Source organism: Paenibacillus sp. 1A_MP2 (assembly GCF_052244825.1).
Classification (GTDB): Bacteria; Bacillota; Bacilli; order Paenibacillales; family Paenibacillaceae; genus Paenibacillus; species Paenibacillus vandeheii.
This window is the reverse complement of record NZ_JBQQCS010000001.1, coordinates 4,557,721-4,576,062: the sequence shown is the minus strand read 5'-3', so window position 1 is coordinate 4,576,062 and position 18,342 is coordinate 4,557,721. Positions and strand designations below refer to the sequence as shown.

19 protein-coding genes are annotated in these 18,342 nt (G+C 44.3%); all 19 read left to right on the top strand.

What is annotated here, in order from left to right; all coding sequences use genetic code 11:
* Positions 1-2 precede the first annotated feature (2 nt).
* A complete protein-coding gene (locus ACTWJ7_RS22250) occupies positions 3-884 on the top strand; it encodes an AraC family transcriptional regulator (RefSeq protein ID WP_079344125.1) in 882 nt (293 codons plus the stop codon).
* Positions 885-906: 22 nt separating this feature from the next.
* The gene (locus ACTWJ7_RS22245) at positions 907-2,178 is read left to right on the top strand and encodes an ABC transporter substrate-binding protein (RefSeq protein ID WP_301879077.1); all 1,272 of its coding nucleotides are present in this window, start codon (positions 907-909) and stop codon (positions 2,176-2,178) included.
* A 93-nt stretch (positions 2,179-2,271) separates the two neighbouring features.
* Complete coding sequence (locus tag ACTWJ7_RS22240) at positions 2,272-3,177, top strand: carbohydrate ABC transporter permease (RefSeq protein WP_301879076.1); 906 nt, start codon at positions 2,272-2,274, stop codon at positions 3,175-3,177.
* Positions 3,177-4,001 carry a carbohydrate ABC transporter permease gene (locus tag ACTWJ7_RS22235; protein ID WP_301879075.1) on the top strand — a complete coding sequence of 275 codons (825 nt, stop codon included), beginning with the start codon at positions 3,177-3,179 and terminating at the stop codon, positions 3,999-4,001. Before ACTWJ7_RS22240 ends, ACTWJ7_RS22235 begins: the two co-directional genes overlap by 1 nt.
* A 6-nt stretch (positions 4,002-4,007) precedes the next feature.
* Entirely contained in the window at positions 4,008-6,563 is a 2,556-nt protein-coding gene (locus ACTWJ7_RS22230; protein WP_301879074.1) for a hypothetical protein, read from the top strand.
* Positions 6,564-6,568: 5 nt separating this feature from the next.
* A complete protein-coding gene (bglB, locus tag ACTWJ7_RS22225) occupies positions 6,569-7,666 on the top strand; it encodes a beta-galactosidase BglB (protein ID WP_301879073.1) in 1,098 nt (365 codons plus the stop codon).
* Positions 7,667-7,951: 285 nt separating this feature from the next.
* Positions 7,952-8,809 (top strand): MBL fold metallo-hydrolase, encoded by an 858-nt coding sequence (locus tag ACTWJ7_RS22220; protein ID WP_301879072.1) that lies wholly within the window; start codon positions 7,952-7,954, stop codon positions 8,807-8,809.
* A gap of 263 nt (positions 8,810-9,072) precedes the next feature.
* Complete coding sequence (locus tag ACTWJ7_RS22215; RefSeq protein WP_301879070.1) at positions 9,073-9,714, top strand: FusB/FusC family EF-G-binding protein; 642 nt, start codon at positions 9,073-9,075, stop codon at positions 9,712-9,714.
* 328 nt (positions 9,715-10,042) lie between these two features.
* Positions 10,043-10,525 carry a hypothetical protein gene (locus ACTWJ7_RS22210; protein WP_443145887.1) on the top strand — a complete coding sequence of 161 codons (483 nt, stop codon included), beginning with the start codon at positions 10,043-10,045 and terminating at the stop codon, positions 10,523-10,525.
* A gap of 60 nt (positions 10,526-10,585) precedes the next feature.
* The gene (locus ACTWJ7_RS22205; protein ID WP_443145886.1) at positions 10,586-11,065 is read left to right on the top strand and encodes a GNAT family N-acetyltransferase; all 480 of its coding nucleotides are present in this window, start codon (positions 10,586-10,588) and stop codon (positions 11,063-11,065) included.
* Positions 11,066-11,115: 50 nt separating this feature from the next.
* A complete protein-coding gene (locus ACTWJ7_RS22200) occupies positions 11,116-11,628 on the top strand; it encodes a DUF6886 family protein (RefSeq protein WP_301879066.1) in 513 nt (170 codons plus the stop codon).
* Positions 11,629-11,839: 211 nt separating this feature from the next.
* On the top strand, positions 11,840-12,388 hold the full coding sequence (locus ACTWJ7_RS22195) for a glutathione peroxidase (RefSeq protein ID WP_301879063.1): 549 nt from the start codon (positions 11,840-11,842) through the stop codon (positions 12,386-12,388).
* Positions 12,389-12,547: 159 nt separating this feature from the next.
* Positions 12,548-13,408, top strand: coding sequence for a helix-turn-helix transcriptional regulator (locus tag ACTWJ7_RS22190; RefSeq protein ID WP_301879062.1), 861 nt, complete (start codon positions 12,548-12,550; stop codon positions 13,406-13,408).
* A gap of 53 nt (positions 13,409-13,461) precedes the next feature.
* Positions 13,462-14,232 (top strand): acyl-[acyl-carrier-protein] thioesterase, encoded by a 771-nt coding sequence (locus ACTWJ7_RS22185; RefSeq protein WP_443145885.1) that lies wholly within the window; start codon positions 13,462-13,464, stop codon positions 14,230-14,232.
* 180 nt (positions 14,233-14,412) lie between these two features.
* Complete coding sequence (locus tag ACTWJ7_RS22180) at positions 14,413-14,658, top strand: hypothetical protein (protein WP_301879060.1); 246 nt, start codon at positions 14,413-14,415, stop codon at positions 14,656-14,658.
* A 129-nt stretch (positions 14,659-14,787) separates the two neighbouring features.
* Complete coding sequence (locus ACTWJ7_RS22175; RefSeq protein WP_301879059.1) at positions 14,788-15,390, top strand: nitroreductase family protein; 603 nt, start codon at positions 14,788-14,790, stop codon at positions 15,388-15,390.
* Between the two features lie 150 nt (positions 15,391-15,540).
* Complete coding sequence (locus ACTWJ7_RS22170; protein ID WP_443145884.1) at positions 15,541-16,722, top strand: S-layer homology domain-containing protein; 1,182 nt, start codon at positions 15,541-15,543, stop codon at positions 16,720-16,722.
* Entirely contained in the window at positions 16,692-17,171 is a 480-nt protein-coding gene (locus tag ACTWJ7_RS22165) for a glycosyl hydrolase family 18 protein (protein WP_443145883.1), read from the top strand. The genes ACTWJ7_RS22170 and ACTWJ7_RS22165 overlap by 31 nt, the downstream gene beginning before the upstream one ends.
* A gap of 197 nt (positions 17,172-17,368) precedes the next feature.
* Positions 17,369-18,331, top strand: coding sequence for an NAD(P)/FAD-dependent oxidoreductase (locus ACTWJ7_RS22160; RefSeq protein WP_024632070.1), 963 nt, complete (start codon positions 17,369-17,371; stop codon positions 18,329-18,331).
* Positions 18,332-18,342 lie beyond the last annotated feature (11 nt).

Below are 18,342 nucleotides of genomic sequence, written 5' to 3'. Positions count from 1 at the left end.
TGATGTTAACCATACACACCCCGACGAATATTGCTTTGCAGGAAAATGAAGTTTATGTGCGATCAGAAGCAGATAATTTTCAGGATGAATGGCCTGTCCATACGCATAACGGGTATGAGATTCATTATTTTATTCAGGGAGATGCAACTTTTTTAATCGGTGATCGAATATATAAGCCGCTGCCCGGTGATATGTTTATATTCAGAGGGGGCGTACCCCACCGGATTAATCCTTCAAGAGAAATAGTGTATAAGCGAAGTTTCGTCAATTTTACGGAATTAATGCTTTTGGACATGCTTGGTATGAGTCAATTGGATAATTTGATGTCCATATTCCGTCATGCCAATGGATTGTTGGTGCATTGGTCCCTGGAGGAGCGTGAATACATCATAGGTATATTTAAGGGGATCAAGGAGGAGATGGATGCCGGAAATACAGGGTATAAAACGATGGTTAAATTGAGTCTTACCCAATTACTACTGCGGATTTACCGGAAAATGAGCAGTGAGCGATCCGTCAATCCTAGTTTATGTTCTTCCCAGAAGCAGACAAGCGTAAGCCGGGTTCTTCATTATTTAAACCAGAATTATACGGAGAATGTTTCTTTGGATGACTTGTCCAAAACACTTCATTTGAATAAATACTACATTTGTCATTCTTTCAAAGAGACAACGGGATATACAATAAGCAATTATGTGATACGGAAAAGGGTGGCAGAGGCCAAAAAATTGTTGCTGTCTACGGATACACCGATTTTGTCCATATCAGAGACATTGGGCTTTAATACACCTGTATATTTTAGCAGGGCCTTTAAGCAATATGTGGGTGTATCGCCACAGTTATTCCGTAAAAATGAATTGCTTAATGAAGCCAAAAATCATTAATCCCTTTTAAGGAGATGTTGATATGACAAGAAGAACAACGTTTAAGCTTGGCACCAGTTTAGTGTTGATCATGTTGCTCATCATCCTGACTGCTTGCTCAAATACAGGTAACAACAGTGATTCGAAATCGACGACTCTTGATTTCTTGTGGTTTTCTGACGGGAAGGAAGGAGAAGTGATGAAGGAAATTATTAAAGATTACGAGCAGACCAATAGCAAGGTTAAGATCAATCTGATTGAGGTGGGCTTCAAGGATATCCAAACCAAATTAAAAACGATGTTATCTGGCGGAAAGCCGCCTGCTCTGAGTCGGGTCACGGATACGGGGTCTTTTGCTAATCAGGCTGTTGATCTTACACCCTACGTGGACAATGCTGATCAATTCGAGGATCAATTCATCGACTCTCTCAAACCTTACTATGTTATGAATGACAAGCTGGTAGCTGCGCCTATGGATGTCACAGCGAATGGGCTTATTTATAACAAAACCTTATTTGATAAAGCGGGCGTCAACGTACCTACTTCTCCTGATCAGGTATGGACGTGGGAGGAATATATCGCTGCGCTGAAAGAGGTTATGGACAAAGGCGGAGCACGATATGGCATGGTATGGGATGTCACTCCGCATAGATGGTCCACGCTTTTGTATCAGAACGGGGGAAGCATCTTAACGGAGGATGGCACTGCGGCAGCAATTAATAGTGAAGCCGGCATCCGAACGATGGAGATGTTCAAGCAGCTTCATCAAGAAGGGATTATGCCTGAATCGGTATGGCTCGGAGGGGAGAACCCGAACAACCTGTTCCGTTCCGGAACGGTAGCTACCCACTGGGCCGGTAACTGGATGATCAGCAATTACAAGGATATCACCGATTTCGAATGGGGGGTCACCTATATGCCAAAAGGAACACAACGTTCTTCTGTGCCAGGCGGAAAGTTTCTTATGGCATTCAAAGGCAGCGGTTATGAGCAGGAGGCGGCAGAGTTCATTGAATATTTAACGTCCAAAGAAGTGAATTCAAAATATAATCAGGAGTCGTTATTTATGAGTCCACGGAAGGATAGCTCCGTACTGAATTATGCATTTGGCAAGGAGATGTTTGAAGTTTTCTCGGATGAACTGAAGAACAGTTCGCCACTTGCAGCCAATGACTGGTCTAAGCAAACGCTTATATCCAAAATTTCAACGGATTTGAAAAATAATATTATGGACGTTCTGTCAGATAAGGCTACTCCGCAGGAAGCATTGGATCGGACGGCCAAGCAGATTAATGAAGCGATTGAAAGTCAATAAAACGTAAAGCCATATTGCTAATTCACACACGGGGGCTTACCGATTTCCTGTTAGGCCTCCCTTTCGATTAACGCATTAGGAAGGGGCAAGGAGATGAGTGAAGGACAACGATTAAATAGTAAAACGCTGGCAAGGCAGAACAGGAAGCTCGTTATTGCTCCTTATCTGTTTATACTTCCCAACCTCCTGATCTTTGGAACTTTTATCGTATTTCCCTCTTTATTGGGCCTGTACTATTCTTTCCATGTCTATGATGGATTGAACCCGATGAAGTTCAACGGGCTGGACAATTATATCAAAATTATAGGGGATCAGGAATTTTGGTCAACCATCGGACGAACGGGGATTTATGCAGCAATTGTTGTTCCGTTAATATATGCAGCAGCATTAGGCATTGCTTTGCTGCTTGCACGCGAGATTCGAATGCGTGGCTTCTTCAGGGCGATATTTTACTGGCCGACCATGATTTCTTACATTATCGTAGGATTGACCTGGAAGTGGATTTTTGGAGATTCATTTGGCATTTTGAATCATCTGTTAACGATGACTGGTGTGGAGCAAGTCGGCTTTCTGACCTCTTCCTTTTGGGCCAATACGGCTGTGATCATCGCGACGGTATGGTCACGTGCGGGCTTTTTCATGGTCATTTTTATTGCCGGCTTGCAGGCCATACCTACAGACTACTATGAGGCTGCACGCTTGGACGGTGCAACGGGAATAAAGGTGTTTCGCTATATTACGCTCCCGCTTTTGAAACCTACAAGCTTACTTGTTGTTATGCTGTCTCTGATTGACGCGTTCAAAGCCTTCCCACTTATGTTTGCGCTTACAGGCGGTGGGCCGGGCAAGGAAACCACATATATTGTTCAATATATTTATGAGATTGGCTTTAATAGGCAGGAGCTTGGCCTGGCCAGTGCCATGTCGGTGATGCTGTTTATCCTTATTGGAGGATTCTCGGCGCTGCAATTCCGTTTATCGAAAGGAGGGGCTGTCTGATGGTGATGAAGCCTCTGGTCAAAATCGTCATCTACAGTATGTTAAGTGTGGCCGCATTGTTGTGGCTCCTGCCTGTTCTGTGGGTCGTGATTTCTGCCCTGAAAACGAATAGCGATCTGTACAGCTTTCCTCCCAAGTTGTGGCCGCAGCCAGTCACCTTCGAGCATTTCAAGGAGGCATTTAGAAAAGGTAATTTCGGCTTGTATTTTATGAATAGTACGATTGTAACTCTGAGCTCCACGCTGCTGCTGTTACTGATCAATTCCATGGCAGGCTTTGCATTGGCGAAGTACCGCTTCCGCGGAAGCTCGATCATATTAATTGCTTTTATCTCAACGCTTATGATTCCAATTGAGGTCATTATGATCCCCATATTCAAAGTACTGAGCGCACTTGGGTTATATAATAGCTTGCTCGCGATTATTATCCCGCCTGCAGCAACCCCGACAGGTGTGTTCCTTATGCGGCAGTATTTGCTGACGGTACCGGATGAGCTGCTGGAAGCTGCCCGGATGGATGGAGCGGGAGAATGGAAAATTTACTGGAGCATCATTCTTCCCATAGCGAAGCCGATTCTGGCAGTACTCGCGATCTTCTCCTTCATGTGGAGATGGGATGATTTTGTATGGCCGTTAATCGCTATTAGTGATCCATCCAAATATACGATCCAGCTTGCACTCTCTAATTTTATTGGTGAATACAACGTAGATTGGGGCAGCCTACTGGCCATGTCCGTCATTACGATGCTTCCGGTGCTGATTGTTTTTATGGTTTTCCAGCGATATTTTGTCAGCGGTATGATTACTTCAGGGATGAAAGGATGAGTTTGGATGTCAGATACCATCAGTGGCAAGATGCACACCTTGAATTACAAGCCTATGAAATTAGGCCACAACCAGGTCATTAATCATTGGATAATTAGCGGCATATACACGAAGCCTGTTGCATTTGTTCCAACAACGATGGAGGGAGATATTAATGATTGGCTTATCGATGGTTTCTCCATTCATGAAAACCCTTGTAGACAGGAATTTGTAGAAAATAGGAGAACGCAGCCTGTGCCCCGATTTTTTGATCACTGGAGTGAGTTTCCAAGCCCGGGAGACCCTCTCAATGGAGAAGAGAACGGGATGCCATGGGAGTTGTATTCTCCTTGGGATAATCCGCGGGTGGAGAAATCAGGATTTTGGTTCGTACCGACACATCTGCGCAGTTACGCGGCGACACGTCTAGTCTCTTCGACTACCCATACGGCCTCTTTCCGGATAAAAACCTATGGCAGTCTAACATTGTGGATAAATGGGGAATTGGTGACGGACTTTGCGCCGCTCATTCGTAATAAGGAGCAGGAAATCATTATTAATGCTGAGCTAGTAGCTGGAATCAATGAGATCTATGCCTGCTGGGAGGACCTGGCTGAGCGTGATACCATGTATGCTTTTGCAGTAGAATACCTGGGAAACGAAGAATTGGATATTTCACTGCCACTTGTTGCTCACTTGGTGGGGCCTGTCCAATCCGCAGAGCGAGCCCTGGAACAGGCTTATTTTCCTTCAGATATCTTTAGAGGTGAGCAGATTAAGCTCAAGCTGCCGCTTCCATTGCCGGACATCGTTAGAGAGGCTGATATTCAATATGGCAATTTCTTTGACGGGACAGAAAACAAAACGATACACATAGCTGAGAGAGAAACGGATCTGGTCCTGGCACATACCAATGAAATCGGCCATCATTACGTATATTTCACACTGGCTATTTCGGTTTCAAACGTGGTACTGACGAAGAAGTTCGGCTGTCAATCCTACGATACCAGCTATGATGAGGCTGCTCAGCAAGCGGCGGATATTGAAGCCCGCAAATCCCTGGCTCTGCGATGTATTGCCGAGAAGGGCAGTCCCAACATTCATAAGGCCATCGCTATGCTGAAGACAGAAGGCAATCTGCAAGAAGCGGAGAAGTTATTGCTTGATGGCGTGGAAGGGATTGAGCAACGGAAGGATTGCAGTGACTTTTATTTGGTGGGGCTATTTCGCCTTTGGAGGGATGAACGAGATAGCGGTTTGTTCAGTGAATCGTTCTGGGATCGGGTAAAAGCAAGCATTCTGGGCTATCGGTATTGGATTGATGAGCCTGGCGATGATGTGATGTGGTTCTTCAGCGAAAATCACGCCTTGTTGTTCCATACCAATGAGCTGTTAGCCGGACAACTGTTCGGGAATGAAACGTTTGGCAACAGTGGTGAATCCGGTGAGGTTCATCGTCAAAAAGCAGAGCAGAGGCTTGCACTATGGTTTGAGCGCTTTTTGGATGAAGGATTGGCCGAATGGAATTCAAGTGCATACATTCCTATTGATGCGGTAGGTCTGCTGCATATCTATGAATTTGCACATAATGAACAGCTCAGACAGCAAGCGAAGAAGGCAATGGACCTGTTATTCTATTATATTACTGTTCAGATGCATCAAGGGGTCATGTCTACAACATTCGGCCGCAGCTATGAGAAGGAACTGTTGGGCAGTTATGCTGCAGGAACGACTTCAATGTGCTGGATTGGTTATGGCGTCGGTCATGTAAACAATTATTCAATCAGCAATGTTGCCTTGAGTTTATCGGATTACATTCCTCCTGCAGCGTATCAGGAGCATCTGAACCTTGGAGGAAATCAGCAATTGGTGTTTGCCAATCAGCAGGGCAAGGGAGGTTACGCCAAGCTCTATCATTGTCGGACACAGGAATACGCCCTATCTTCAATTATTCACTTTCGTCCTAGCAAGGCAGGTTATCAGGAGCATGTCAATCATCTGTCTCTGTCGCCTGAGGCGCAGATTTGGGTGAATCATCCAGCAGAAATATACAAGCACGGGGATGGACGGCCTTGCTATTGGGCTGGAAACGGGATATTGCCGGACGTTGTTCAGCATGAGGGGATTGCTTTGATGATGTTTGATATTCCCGCGAATCAGACGGCTGACTGGACACATGCTTATTTTCCCTCTTATTCCTTCACAGAATGGGTAAGGCATGAGAACTGGTATTTTGTCCGACTGGATAAAGGGTATGCAGCCATATATGCTGCCAATGGAGCATCAATGGAGACCACCGGGGTGACGAGAGAGCGTGAGCTTATTTCCCCCGGATTGCGCAACGCCTGGATTATAAGGGCAGGAAGTGAACAGCAATTCGGCTCATTTGACGCTTTTATAAACCAAATCCGTTCTGCAAGCCCGCAATTCGACAGTCAAGCGTTAACTCTTACCCTGACAGATCCGGTCTATGGTCCAATTCTTTGGGGTATGAACAAGCCCTTTCATATTCAAGGAGAGGAAATAGTACACGACGGTTATGGAGTAAGGGGACAGCTGCAGTTACTGGACATGGAGCGCTGAATCGTATGCAAGAAACCAAGGGAGTGAAAACCAACATGCCGAATCCAATGATGCTGCAGGAGAGAATAAGCAAGGTATCCCGTGCGATGGAGTCTATGAAAAACACAAGCATCAATGAACAATTTCCAATCGGACTGATCGACATTCACCTATGGGAATGGCCGCAAGGTGTCGGCCTTTATGGTCTGCTTCAGCTCTATGACGCAACGAAGGATGCCGAAGTGCTGGAATTTCTTGAATTATGGTACAATGCAAGGCTGATGGAAGGGTTACCGGAAAAAAATGTGAATACATGTGCTCCGCTACTTACTTTGATTTCACTATGCGAGCTGACCGGAAACCAGGAGTACGAACATGTCTGTGAAGAGTGGAGCAGTTGGATCATGAATGGACTGCTGCGAACCGGAGATGGTGCGTTTCAGCATATGATAACGGGAGATGCCAATGATGGACAAATACTGATTGATACCCTTTTTATGACGGTACTATTTTTGGCCAAGGCAGGGGTATACTTCAAGAAACCCGACTTGGTAGAAGAAGCCAAGCGACAGTTCCTTGTGCATATCAAATATCTATATAATAAGAGAACCGGGTTGTTCTATCATGGCTGGGACTTCAACGAAAATCATAACTATGGTGCTGTTCATTGGGGAAGAGGCAATGCATGGTATACAGCGGGGGTCATGGATTTTCTGAATATTATTCCAATCGAAGATGGGCTAAAGTCCTATCTGCTGGATACGGCGACCGCTCAAGTCAGAGCGCTGAGCAAGCTTCAGGATGAGGATGGCATGTGGCACACCGTACTGGATGATCCGGACTCGTACAAAGAAACCTCCGCAACGGCAGCGATTGGATACGGTATTCTCAAGGGAATCCGGTATGGATACCTGGATGAATCCTATCGCCAGACTGGCTTGAGAGCGCTTGAAGCGGTGTTGAAACAAATTGATGATAAAGGAGTTGTACAACAAGTATCCTATGGAACACCTGTGGGGCAGGATGCCCAGTTTTATAAGGATATTCCGCTTAGTCCGATGGGTTATGGACAGGCACTTACGTTGTTCATTCTGATAGAGGGTTTGCATACTTCAGCCTCCTGACTAATACGAGGAGGGCTTGTATGGAGAATATGGGCATGAATATGCCTGTGTTCTCCTTTTTGTAATAGGAATTCCCTTGCGGATTCGTTAAACTAACATATGGGTGCTCGAAAGTGTACATAAATAACGAAAGTAAAAACAAGATAATTCGGAGACCAGCATAAGAAACAAAGGAGGTGATTCCATTGGTAAACCAATAAAATGAGAAAATCTAAATGTTGATTCAAATAAGCATGCAGATTTTCTCTCTTATGAATTAAGAATTTACTATAGAGGAGAAATAACATGCTAAATCAATTAAGTGAAACGATCTACTATCTATCTAACCAAAATGATAAAGAAAGACCGACATTAGGGTTAGTGTGCGGTGATAAATACAGCCTTGTTGTTGATGGTGGGAATTCGGTTCAACATGCCAGGGATTTCTTACATGAAATAGAGAAGTTAAACGTTCCACCCGTTAAATATGTGGTCATCACGCATGCCCATTGGGATCATTTTTTAGGCATGAATGAATACGGAGCTACGATTATTATGAATAGTCTAACTAGCCAAAAGATGAATGAGTGGCGGAACTATTCTTATGATGACCGCTCTCTTCAGGAGTATGTGGATTCCAAGAAGATGACTTCACATTGTATGGAGACGATACAAAATGAAATACAGGAGAGAGAGACATTTCAGTTGTGTCCCCCGGATATCATTTTTGAAAAGTCTCTCCATCTGGACTTGGGCAATAAAGTTTGTGTGCTTGAGACCATTCAAAGTACGCATACGGATGATTCAACAGTTGTGTACATTCCGGATGAAAAGGTGATATTTCTAGGGGATAGTGTGTATTGCACAACGACAAAAGATTTATATCATTTTAAACAGTCTCATTTATTGCCTATGATAGAAGATATTCAGAAATATGATGCTACACATTTTCTTCTTGGTCATGAATCGATCTGTGACTTGGAGGAGATGGATAAATATTATAAAGAGCTCATCTTAGCCAATAATGCTGTGAAATCAACATCCTTAGAGGAAGCGATTGAGCGATTTGAGGCAGCCAATGAACGAAAAGCAAATGACGATGAGCTTTTTTTCTTACAAGGATTTGTGAATGATCAGATATTACAATTAAATGCAACGAAATAAAAGAATATCCATGAGGTCTCATTTCAATTGATCCGTCCGAAATTCTCTGATATACTTTTCGCATGATATTTGATTGGGGGTTACTCAGATGGCAATGCTGAATTGCTCGTTAGCTAGAAATAACTCATGCAAAGCCTGATCGGGGGCGATACTTTGCGTGGGGTGCGATAGTCTGGATTCTTTCGCCCAAACTTAACTTTATCGTTTCTAATAACAGGCTTTGCCCTTATTGAATTTTTATGAATAATAAGGAGCTGAAAGCTATGAGTACATCATTTATTAGAAACCACCAATATAATCTGATTAAAAGACAAGCTGAATTTGTTCGCAAAACGTTTCAATCCGCCGCGGACCGCAGGGTCCTGGAGACTGTGAGATACAGCGCTGCAACAAACATCATTGCAGCATTTACGGAACTGACAGAGAATCAGCAGCAACTGCTGGAGCAAATATCGTCACTGGGGACAACAGATGATTACCAAAGGTATTTGAAAACGTTAGAACCTTACCTGGAGTTGTATCCACCGATTACGTTGAAGCAAATTCAGAAGTTATTTCCGAAGAACAAAAAGATGAAAATGCCTGATCTACAATCCATTGATTTTCGTTATGTAACGTATCTGAGCTGGGTAGATATTGCTACAAACAAATTATTCATTGTATATCCGTTTGAAGGACAGTTTATCGGTATTGAGGGAAGAATAACGCCGACACACAAGAAGGGGTATTGCCTATTCTGTAATCGGCATCAAGAGCTTGCTTTCTTCACGGTTAAAACCAAGAACGCTTTACCGGATAATTATTCTGCGATTGGTCAATACGTATGCATGGATAACCAAGGATGTAATCACAGCATTACCAATACAGAATCGCTGGAGAAGTTCATTCTCTCCGTTCGTAAGTAAGGGTTATAACAAGTAAAGGGCTGCCTGCAAAGGTGGCTTTTTTTTTGCTTACGTATGTTTCCTCAGAGGTGTTCGGAAAACATTGGAAAAAAAGGTTGATCATTGTTATTGTTAACATGTAGTCATACATAAGAATCTCAAAATCATTTATATAACGCATACAAAGGAGAAACAATATGACGGTCGTTGGAATATTGGGGACGATTCATAATCCAGAATTAGAGAGAAATATAGTAGCTCACTTACCTTGTATGAGGAGCTAATTACAGAATTCAACCCGGATATTATCTGTGGTGAAGTGCATCCCCTAAGTTGGAAGAAGTATAACGTGGATAAACAGGATAAGGGATACTGGGGAGAGCCGGCCAGTGAGTATTGGGAGCTTGTCTTTCCATTGTGCGAGGAACGGAATATAGAGTTTGTGCCAATAGACTGGTTTGAGTTAGATGTCTGGAATGATTTTGATCCCTTTAACGGCTTCTCAGAAGAGCAGCGTAAAGCGTTGGAGAAGATCGATGATGAATGGTTTGCTAAACAAATGAATACACATGACGTTGGATCGATTCCCTTTAACTCGGTTGCGTTTGATACTATGACCAAACAAAAATATGAATGGCTGGATCAGATTAATCCAAAAGCCAATAACTTTAGATGGATCGTACGAAATCAGATTATGATTCAACGTGTGAAGAACACATATCATTCAAATCCGGGTAAGAAAATTTTATGTGTTGTGGGAGCAGATCATAATTATATTTTTAAAGAGGAATTGAGTAATGAACCGATTGAATTGATATATCCTTTACGATAGTTCAATCGATATACTATGAACCTTTAGGAGGCTTATGCCATGATCAGATTGTGCAATAGCATGGATACGGATGCAATGGTTGAGATCATTAATGATGCAGCAAAGGCATACCATGGAGTGATTCCTGAGGATCGCTATCATGAACCCTATATGTCATTGGAAGAATTGAAACAGGAAATCCGTGATGACGTCGTATTTTGGGGTTTTGAAGATGATCATAGATTATGGGGCGTTATGGGAATTCAGGATAAAGGCGATGTTGCTTTAATTCGGCATGCGTATGTAAGAACTCACCAACGGGGGAGCGGAATAGGCACAAAACTATTGGCTCATCTAGTGGCCTCAACCGATAAACCGATACTAATAGGAACGTGGGATTCAGCAGAATGGGCTATCAAATTCTATTTGAAGAATGGTTTTAACCTTGTTTCATCGGAGGAAAAGAAGCAGTTATTAACACAATACTGGAACGTCCCCGAAAGACAAATCGAAACCTCTGTTGTTTTGTGTGACGGGAAGTGGAACGCTTCTCGGAATTAGAAAGCATTAGTCGGAGATTTAATCGTAACTAAATGATGAGAGGTGCTTGTATGCTTTATCATTTTAGCGAGGTTTCAGATATCCAAGTCTTTGTTCCGAGGGAGAAACAAAATAGACCTGAATTCCCTGCAGTGGTGTGGGCCATTGATGAAGAGCATGAATATTCATATTACTTTCCAAGAGATTGCCCCAGAATCATCTGTAAAAAGACAAACACGATAAGTGATGAGAATAACGAGAAGTTTTTCAAACATTCTAACGCCAATATCATAGTTACGATTGAAAGTTCATGGTATCCAAGGATTATGAATCAGATCATGTACAGGTATCATTTCGATGACACCCATTTCGAGCTTTTTGATCCAACGGCGGGATACTACATTTCTTATCAGGTTACCAAGCCTCTACATATAGACCGCATGGATGGTTTAATAGAGAGATTATTTAAGAAGGGAATTGAACTCAGATTTACTCCAAATCTGTACCCGCTGAGAGAGGCGATACTTGCATCGGATTTCGATGAATTTGGAATACATAGATTCAATAATGCAACTGAAATGTAGAGAGAAAACTTTTCACCAAGATCCATCATGATAAGCTGATTAAAAGAAAGAGGAAATTGATCATCAAAATCAGCCCGTAATGAGATTGATGTGTTCGTAGCGTTGCAGTAGTTATAGACTTTTTTTCCGATACAGAATCTTCTATTTCGTATATAATAGAAATTCATATGAGTCTATATAACTACATAACATCGCGAGGTGCACTAATCTTATGCCAACCATCTATGACTTTAGCGTAACCAAAACGAGTGGTGAACGTTTCCCGCTCTATCAATACGAAGGAAAACCTGTACTGATCGTGAACACAGCGAGCAAGTGCAAGTACACACATCAGTTCGACGACATGCAGAAACTGTACGATCGTTATAAAGAGCAAGGGCTTCAGATCATTGGTTTCCCATGTAACCAGTTTGCGGAGCAAGAGCCGGGAAGTAGCGAAGAGGCAGAGTCCTTCTGTCAGATTAACTATGGCGTGAAATTTCCCATGTTCTCCAAAATGGATGTCAACGGCGAAGCAGCGCATCCCTTATATGACTTTTTGAAGAAGTCGGGACCTTTTGCAGGCTTTGATGAGTCAGATATACAAGCGAAACTGCTGAAGCTGATGGTGGCAGACAAAGCACCGGAATGGCTGCATGGGGATGCAATCAAGTGGAACTTCACGAAGTTTCTGATTGATGCCGAAGGAAATGTGGTTAAACGTTTTGAACCTGTTGACTCGATCGACGAGATCCAGGCGAGTATTGAACAGCTACTTTAATTTATCTTTCACAATCTCAAGGGGCCATGACACGTACCGTGCATACAAACGGATATGTGCATGGCCCTCTATATTTCAAAACTCCGCCGAGTACTATCCGACATGATGTGAAACGGGTAAAATGGGAAGAAACCTCTCCAGAACAGGAGGTGCTTGAACGTGCCAAGTATCATGCAAATTAGTGGTCCAATGGAATATAACTATCGCTCCACCAGAGCGTATGACCCTGGAGTGTCGGACGGATTTCATTCGCATCCGCATTACGAGGTGTATTATTTTCATGATGGAGAATGCACCTACCTTATTGGAGATCGAGTGTACAACCTTGAACCGGGTGATCTGGTCCTCATGCATGGCATGACCCTTCATCGACCACATCCAATGCCGGGCAGGCCGTATGTGCGAACGACGCTGCATTTCGACCCTTCGGCTCTCCGCAGCAGTCTGCACCCGGATCGGGTCAGCGATGTACTGAGGCCGTTCGAAGAACTGAGAAACTGCCGCATCAATTTGACAGGGAATACCCGCTCCGAATTCGAAACCTTGCTGCTGAATCTTCATGAGCTTATGGTGAATCCGGGGGATTTCAAAGAGGAGCGCATGAACGTTCGATTATGTGATCTGCTGTATGTTATAGCTGGCATCTGCCGAGGCAGGGTCGAGGACCACAGTCCCTCTTCCGAGAAGGAGCGGCATGTACAGCATATCATTCGTTATGTGGACACCCATTACATGGAGGACATCGGTCTGGATGATCTGGCAAGTGAGCTCCATCTGTCCAAGCCTTATCTGGCAGGGCTGTTTAAAGAGATGACGGGCAGTACCATCTTTAAATATGTGTATGACCGCCGCATCAATCAGGCCAAGCTGTTATTCCAGTTTCAGCCGGAAATCAGTGTAACAGAAGCCAGCCGGTTGGCCGGGTTCAAACGGTTATCCCATTTCAGCCGAATGTTCAAACAAAGTGTAGGGTGTGCACCTGATCTGTACCGCAGTCGTTTACATCGATCGCTTGATTAATGTAGGTTATGGTCCAGATATTACATACTCCACAGCCTGAGGAGGTTTATTCAATGCAATCTGAACAACCATTCAAGCTTCATTACCGAATTGGATCAGCTGATGCCGATTACCAATCTCAATGTCGTCCATCTGCCTTACTGGAGCATATGCAGTTGGCAGCAGACCGCGATTTAGCAGGCATGGGCGTTACCGTATCGCAGATGCTGGATCAGGGATTCGGATGGATGCTGTTAACGACAGATGTCACGATATTACGTCCAGCTCAATTGGAAGAAGAAGTCTCATTGCAGACGTGGCATAAAGAAAATAAAGGTGTGACCTGGTTAAGGGATTATATCCTTACAGATCGAGACGGAACACATCTGGCTGAGGCTCGCACGGCTTGGGCATTGGTCGATCTAAAGAGACGCAGGGTCGTTAGACCATCAGCTCTGCCTTTAGAAGTGAAATCGCATCCCGATTTATCATTGGGCGAACCCCCTGCTAAAGTGACGGTTCCCTCTGAACTGAGCTTGCAGGAACAAAATCGTCTAACTGTACAATATAGCAGCACAGACAGTAATGGACACATGAATAATGCCAGATATGCAGACGTGTGTTGTGATGCGCTAACACAGGAGGAGCTGGCCGCAGGTATAATCCGTCTGCAAATATCATATCACCGTGAGATTCGCATGCAGGAGCAAATGATCGTTGAGCGTTCAGCGGTTACGGATGGAGCTGTGTGGGTCCGAGGAAGATTGGCAGAAGAGAATGAGAGTGTTATTTTTGAAGCCAAATTGAGCTTGGGGGATTTCACCACACCGCCCCTTGTTGAATGAATTACAGTTGAATACAAGTAGATCCAAGTCAACTAGTCTGTTCCGGTTGGCTTTTTGCTATTTTGCCTCGTGATGCACACATGGAATAACCTTTTACGTTCATCTCATATGTACTCCGTGTTTAGAAGGCAGACAGAAAAGGTAAGAGAAGGGTAAATGAAAATAGAGGAGGAATCACGAATGAAAGAGTGCACCCCGGATCAAAATAACAAGGATACACATCAGGATCGTTCCCATGATAATCCGGAGCAGTATCCGACAGAGAAGGAAAGTTTGCTTGATCGGCATGAAGAAGAGCAGACGGTGGACCCCATTCCGATGGAAGATCTGAATATGGAGAAGCAGGAAGAAAAGAATAAGGATCAAACGAAGAGCAATTCCTCAACGGAAGAAAAATATCGAGCGGATTATCGCGAGTCGCAGTGATCAGATTCATTCTAAAGAATAAAAGTACATGTAGTGAAAATAAAATAGTTTGTTGACTAATGTATGTTACTATATTATAGTTACTGTGTTGGCAAATTAGGAAATACCATTTTGGGAGGCGAATGTTTTATGTCTACATCTTTCTTTGAAGCATTGAAAAACAGAAGATCTTATTATGGAATCAGCAAAGAATCCACAATCTCGGATGCTAAGATCCAGGAAATTGTGGAAGAAGCGGTGAAATACACTCCGACTTCATTCAACTCACAAACATCTCGCGCTGTAGTATTGCTTGGTGAACAACACGACAAACTGTGGAATCACACGGAAGAAATTTTGCGTGAAGTAGTTGGCAACGAAGAAGCATTCCAATCTACAGCTGAGAAAATGGCCGGATTCCGCAGCGGATACGGTACTGTACTTTTCTTCGAAGACAACAATGTGATCGCACAGCTTCAACAAAACTTTGCAGCTTATGCGGATAACTTCCCGATCTGGGCGAACCAATCTAACGGTATGTTGCAACTGGTGATCTGGACTGCATTGGAGCAAGAAGGTCTAGGCGCATCCCTACAGCATTATAACCCGTTGATTGACGAGAAGGTCAAATCGGAATGGAACATTCCCGAGAACTGGAGACTGATCGCTCAAATGCCATTCGGCAAACCTACTTCAACACCAGGTGAGAAAGAATTCCAACCGATTGAACAACGTGTAAAAGTACACAAGTAAGACTTTCGCCCGAACACGAATATGACCTCGATTCATCTAATATTGAGGTACATCACTTCAGCGAATTTCCCAGTATTTAACCACATACGGCCTCGCTTCAATTTGATACGATTGTGTAGATCGTAATCCAATGAAGCGAGGCTTTTTGATGTGAATAATAGAATAAACAAACGTACCCGCCAAAAGCTATGGAATGCTGTATTGTGCGGTGTACTTGCAATAGGCTCAATCTCCATCGGTAACCCCACAGCTCAAGCAGCAGCAGCTCAGCAGGTGTTCCAGGATACAACCTCCAGCTATGCGAAGGATGCCATTGCACATCTGGTCAAGGCAGGAATTGCTGCTGGAACCTCAGAGAATACGTTTGAACCCAAAAAGGCGGTTACTCGTGCTGAATTTGCAACATTTGCCGTCAGACTGCTAGGGTTGAAGCCCGTTAAGAACAATATTAATCCATATAACGATGTCAGTATCAACGCATGGTATTACGGCAATGTCGCAGCCATGACGAATCTTTCCATTCTTGAGGGCAAGAGTCAGGGAGTGTTCCAGCCTAACGCCTCCATCACTCGGGAAGAAGCGGCTGCACTATTAGTGAGGATGTTGAAACAATCCTCCAAATCAACGAATCTCCTGTCATCCACGTATAACGACGCAGGGGAGATATCCGATTGGGCGCGTCCTTATGTGCAGACCGTATATCAGCTTGGCTTAATGCGCGGCAGTGACGGCAAGTTTCGGCCGCATGACCAGGTGACTAGAGAAGAGGCAGCAGTGATGCTGGATGCCATTTTGCAAAAGAAAACCTGGTCAGACCAGCTGAAAAGCGAAGACCAGCTCGGTATCCAGCTGGGATGGCAATATAACGCCTCTACTGCTGAGTTCAAGAAACAGATTGAACAGTCAGAAGCAAACACACTCGTTCCTCGTTGGTTCTTCCTGAACAGCAGCATGAAAATCACGGATCTCACGGACACATCGCTATTATCCTGGGCATCAGCTACAGACAGACAGGTGTGGCCATTGCTTGGCAATCGTTCAAACCCGGACCTTACCCATCAGATGTTATCCAGTTCTGCCAATCGGGCGGCTGTGATCTCACAAGTCACGTCATATGTAAAAACATACAAACTAGATGGTATTAACGTGGATTTTGAGAACGTACTGCCTGCTGATCGCGAAGGAATGACCGCATTTATCACCTCTCTGACAACGTCATTGCATGCCCTGGGAGCCGTCGTATCCGTGGATGTATCCCCGATCTGGGGACAGACTGGACCGATGCATTTGATTATGCCCAATTGGGTGCCGTATCGGATTACATGGTACTGATGGGATATGAGGAACATTGGAACGGCGACCCACAAGCGGGATCAGTGTCATCTCTTCCTTGGCTCGAAAAGGCTCTGGATACGATGCTCGCTGAGGTCGTTCGCGCCAAAACAATTCTGGCCCTGCCCTTATATACACGAGATTGGTCTTCCGTTAATCCGGCAGCCAGTTCATGGGATATCACCCTGGCAGAACAGGGAACACGTGCACGAGCTTCAGGTTCTGTGAGACGGTGGGATGCATCTCTGGTCCAATATGTCATTGGATATAACAGTAACGGTACGCCAAGATATATATGGGCAGAGGACAGTCGTTCATTATCCGCGAAAGTAATGATGAGTGAAGAACGTAACATTGCTGGCTTAGCCTATTGGTATATGGGCGGAGAGACGGCAGATGTATGGAATGCCATTTCGAACGCTTCACGATTTGAATCATACATTTTCTGAATTCCGGAATTATCATTCTTTCTTAAACCGACCCAAACGCACCGTTATTCAGACGGATGGTTTGGGTTATTTTATTTTGGTAAAAGCTAAGTTGTAACAGATAACGTTTGATTCTGGTTGAATGGTGTAAATGGATAGAAGGATAGTGAACTGTCCAATAACATATAAGAGATAGAAGCATAGGAGGGAGATGGAGCATGCGAGAGTATGATTGCATTATCGTAGGTGGAGGACTCGCAGGACTTCAGGCGGCTATTCAGATGGGGCGATACTCTTCCCATCGGGTGTTGGTGGTGGACGCAGGAGAAGGCAGATCAACGTTATGCCGAACCTATCATAATATTCTTGGTTTTCCTGATGGAGTATCTGGTGAAGAGCTGCGCACCAAAGGCAGAATGCAGGCAGAAGGGACTGGAGTAGCTTTTGAGAAAGACCGTATCATTAAAGCAGGACGCCGGGGAGAACAGATTCAGCTGTTCGGCTCTTCCGGCTCTGAATATATGGCAAAAACAGTCCTGTTGGCAACCGGACTAACGGACAGGATACCAGATATCCCGGGATTAACGCCTACGTTGGGACGAACCGTATATGTGTGCCCGGATTGCGATGGATACGAGATTCAGGATCAGCGCACGATATTGCTGGGTGCAGGTGAAGCGGGTGCAAACATGGCTATGGTTTTAATTCAACGTACCACTGAGCTGCTATACATCAACCATGAGCAGTCACCCATCTCCGCTGAGCTTCATCGCAGCATGAAAGAGGCAGGCGTTCGTTATCTTGAGGCGGCGGTCCAAGAAGTGCAGCAGATGGAGGATGGCCATATTACAGGTGTACTGACGGAAGATGGACAGATTTTTGAGTCGGAGCGTGGATTTATTGCGTTTGGAGGCAATCGTGTACATTATGAACTGGCAGAGCAGCTTGGAGCCGTTATCGCCGATAATAAACATGTGGAAGCCAACCCGCGCAGCATGCTGGCCGCACCTAATGTATGGATTGCAGGGGATCTCGGCCTGCACGCGGAACAAGCTACGGTTGCCATGGGCGAAGGTTCAATTGCAGCGATCTGGATTCACAAGGCATTACAGCAGATGAATAAGGAAAACGAAGTGAATCAGATCAAAACGCAAATTGTGAACGGACCGATTTCTCATTAATACAAACACCA

Coding starts and splice junctions, on each gene's coding strand:
- ACTWJ7_RS22195 (WP_301879063.1), top strand. CDS start 11,840: ATGCCAACCATCTATGACTTTAGCGTAACCAAAACGAGTGGTGAACGT.
- ACTWJ7_RS22250 (WP_079344125.1), top strand. CDS start 3: ATGTTAACCATACACACCCCGACGAATATTGCTTTGCAGGAAAATGAA.
- ACTWJ7_RS22200 (WP_301879066.1), top strand. CDS start 11,116: ATGCTTTATCATTTTAGCGAGGTTTCAGATATCCAAGTCTTTGTTCCG.
- ACTWJ7_RS22235 (WP_301879075.1), top strand. CDS start 3,177: ATGGTGATGAAGCCTCTGGTCAAAATCGTCATCTACAGTATGTTAAGT.
- ACTWJ7_RS22175 (WP_301879059.1), top strand. CDS start 14,788: ATGTCTACATCTTTCTTTGAAGCATTGAAAAACAGAAGATCTTATTAT.
- bglB (WP_301879073.1), top strand. CDS start 6,569: ATGCAAGAAACCAAGGGAGTGAAAACCAACATGCCGAATCCAATGATG.
- ACTWJ7_RS22245 (WP_301879077.1), top strand. CDS start 907: ATGACAAGAAGAACAACGTTTAAGCTTGGCACCAGTTTAGTGTTGATC.
- ACTWJ7_RS22160 (WP_024632070.1), top strand. CDS start 17,369: ATGCGAGAGTATGATTGCATTATCGTAGGTGGAGGACTCGCAGGACTT.
- ACTWJ7_RS22220 (WP_301879072.1), top strand. CDS start 7,952: ATGCTAAATCAATTAAGTGAAACGATCTACTATCTATCTAACCAAAAT.
- ACTWJ7_RS22215 (WP_301879070.1), top strand. CDS start 9,073: ATGAGTACATCATTTATTAGAAACCACCAATATAATCTGATTAAAAGA.
- ACTWJ7_RS22205 (WP_443145886.1), top strand. CDS start 10,586: ATGGATACGGATGCAATGGTTGAGATCATTAATGATGCAGCAAAGGCA.
- ACTWJ7_RS22185 (WP_443145885.1), top strand. CDS start 13,462: ATGCAATCTGAACAACCATTCAAGCTTCATTACCGAATTGGATCAGCT.
- ACTWJ7_RS22180 (WP_301879060.1), top strand. CDS start 14,413: ATGAAAGAGTGCACCCCGGATCAAAATAACAAGGATACACATCAGGAT.
- ACTWJ7_RS22240 (WP_301879076.1), top strand. CDS start 2,272: ATGAGTGAAGGACAACGATTAAATAGTAAAACGCTGGCAAGGCAGAAC.
- ACTWJ7_RS22230 (WP_301879074.1), top strand. CDS start 4,008: ATGTCAGATACCATCAGTGGCAAGATGCACACCTTGAATTACAAGCCT.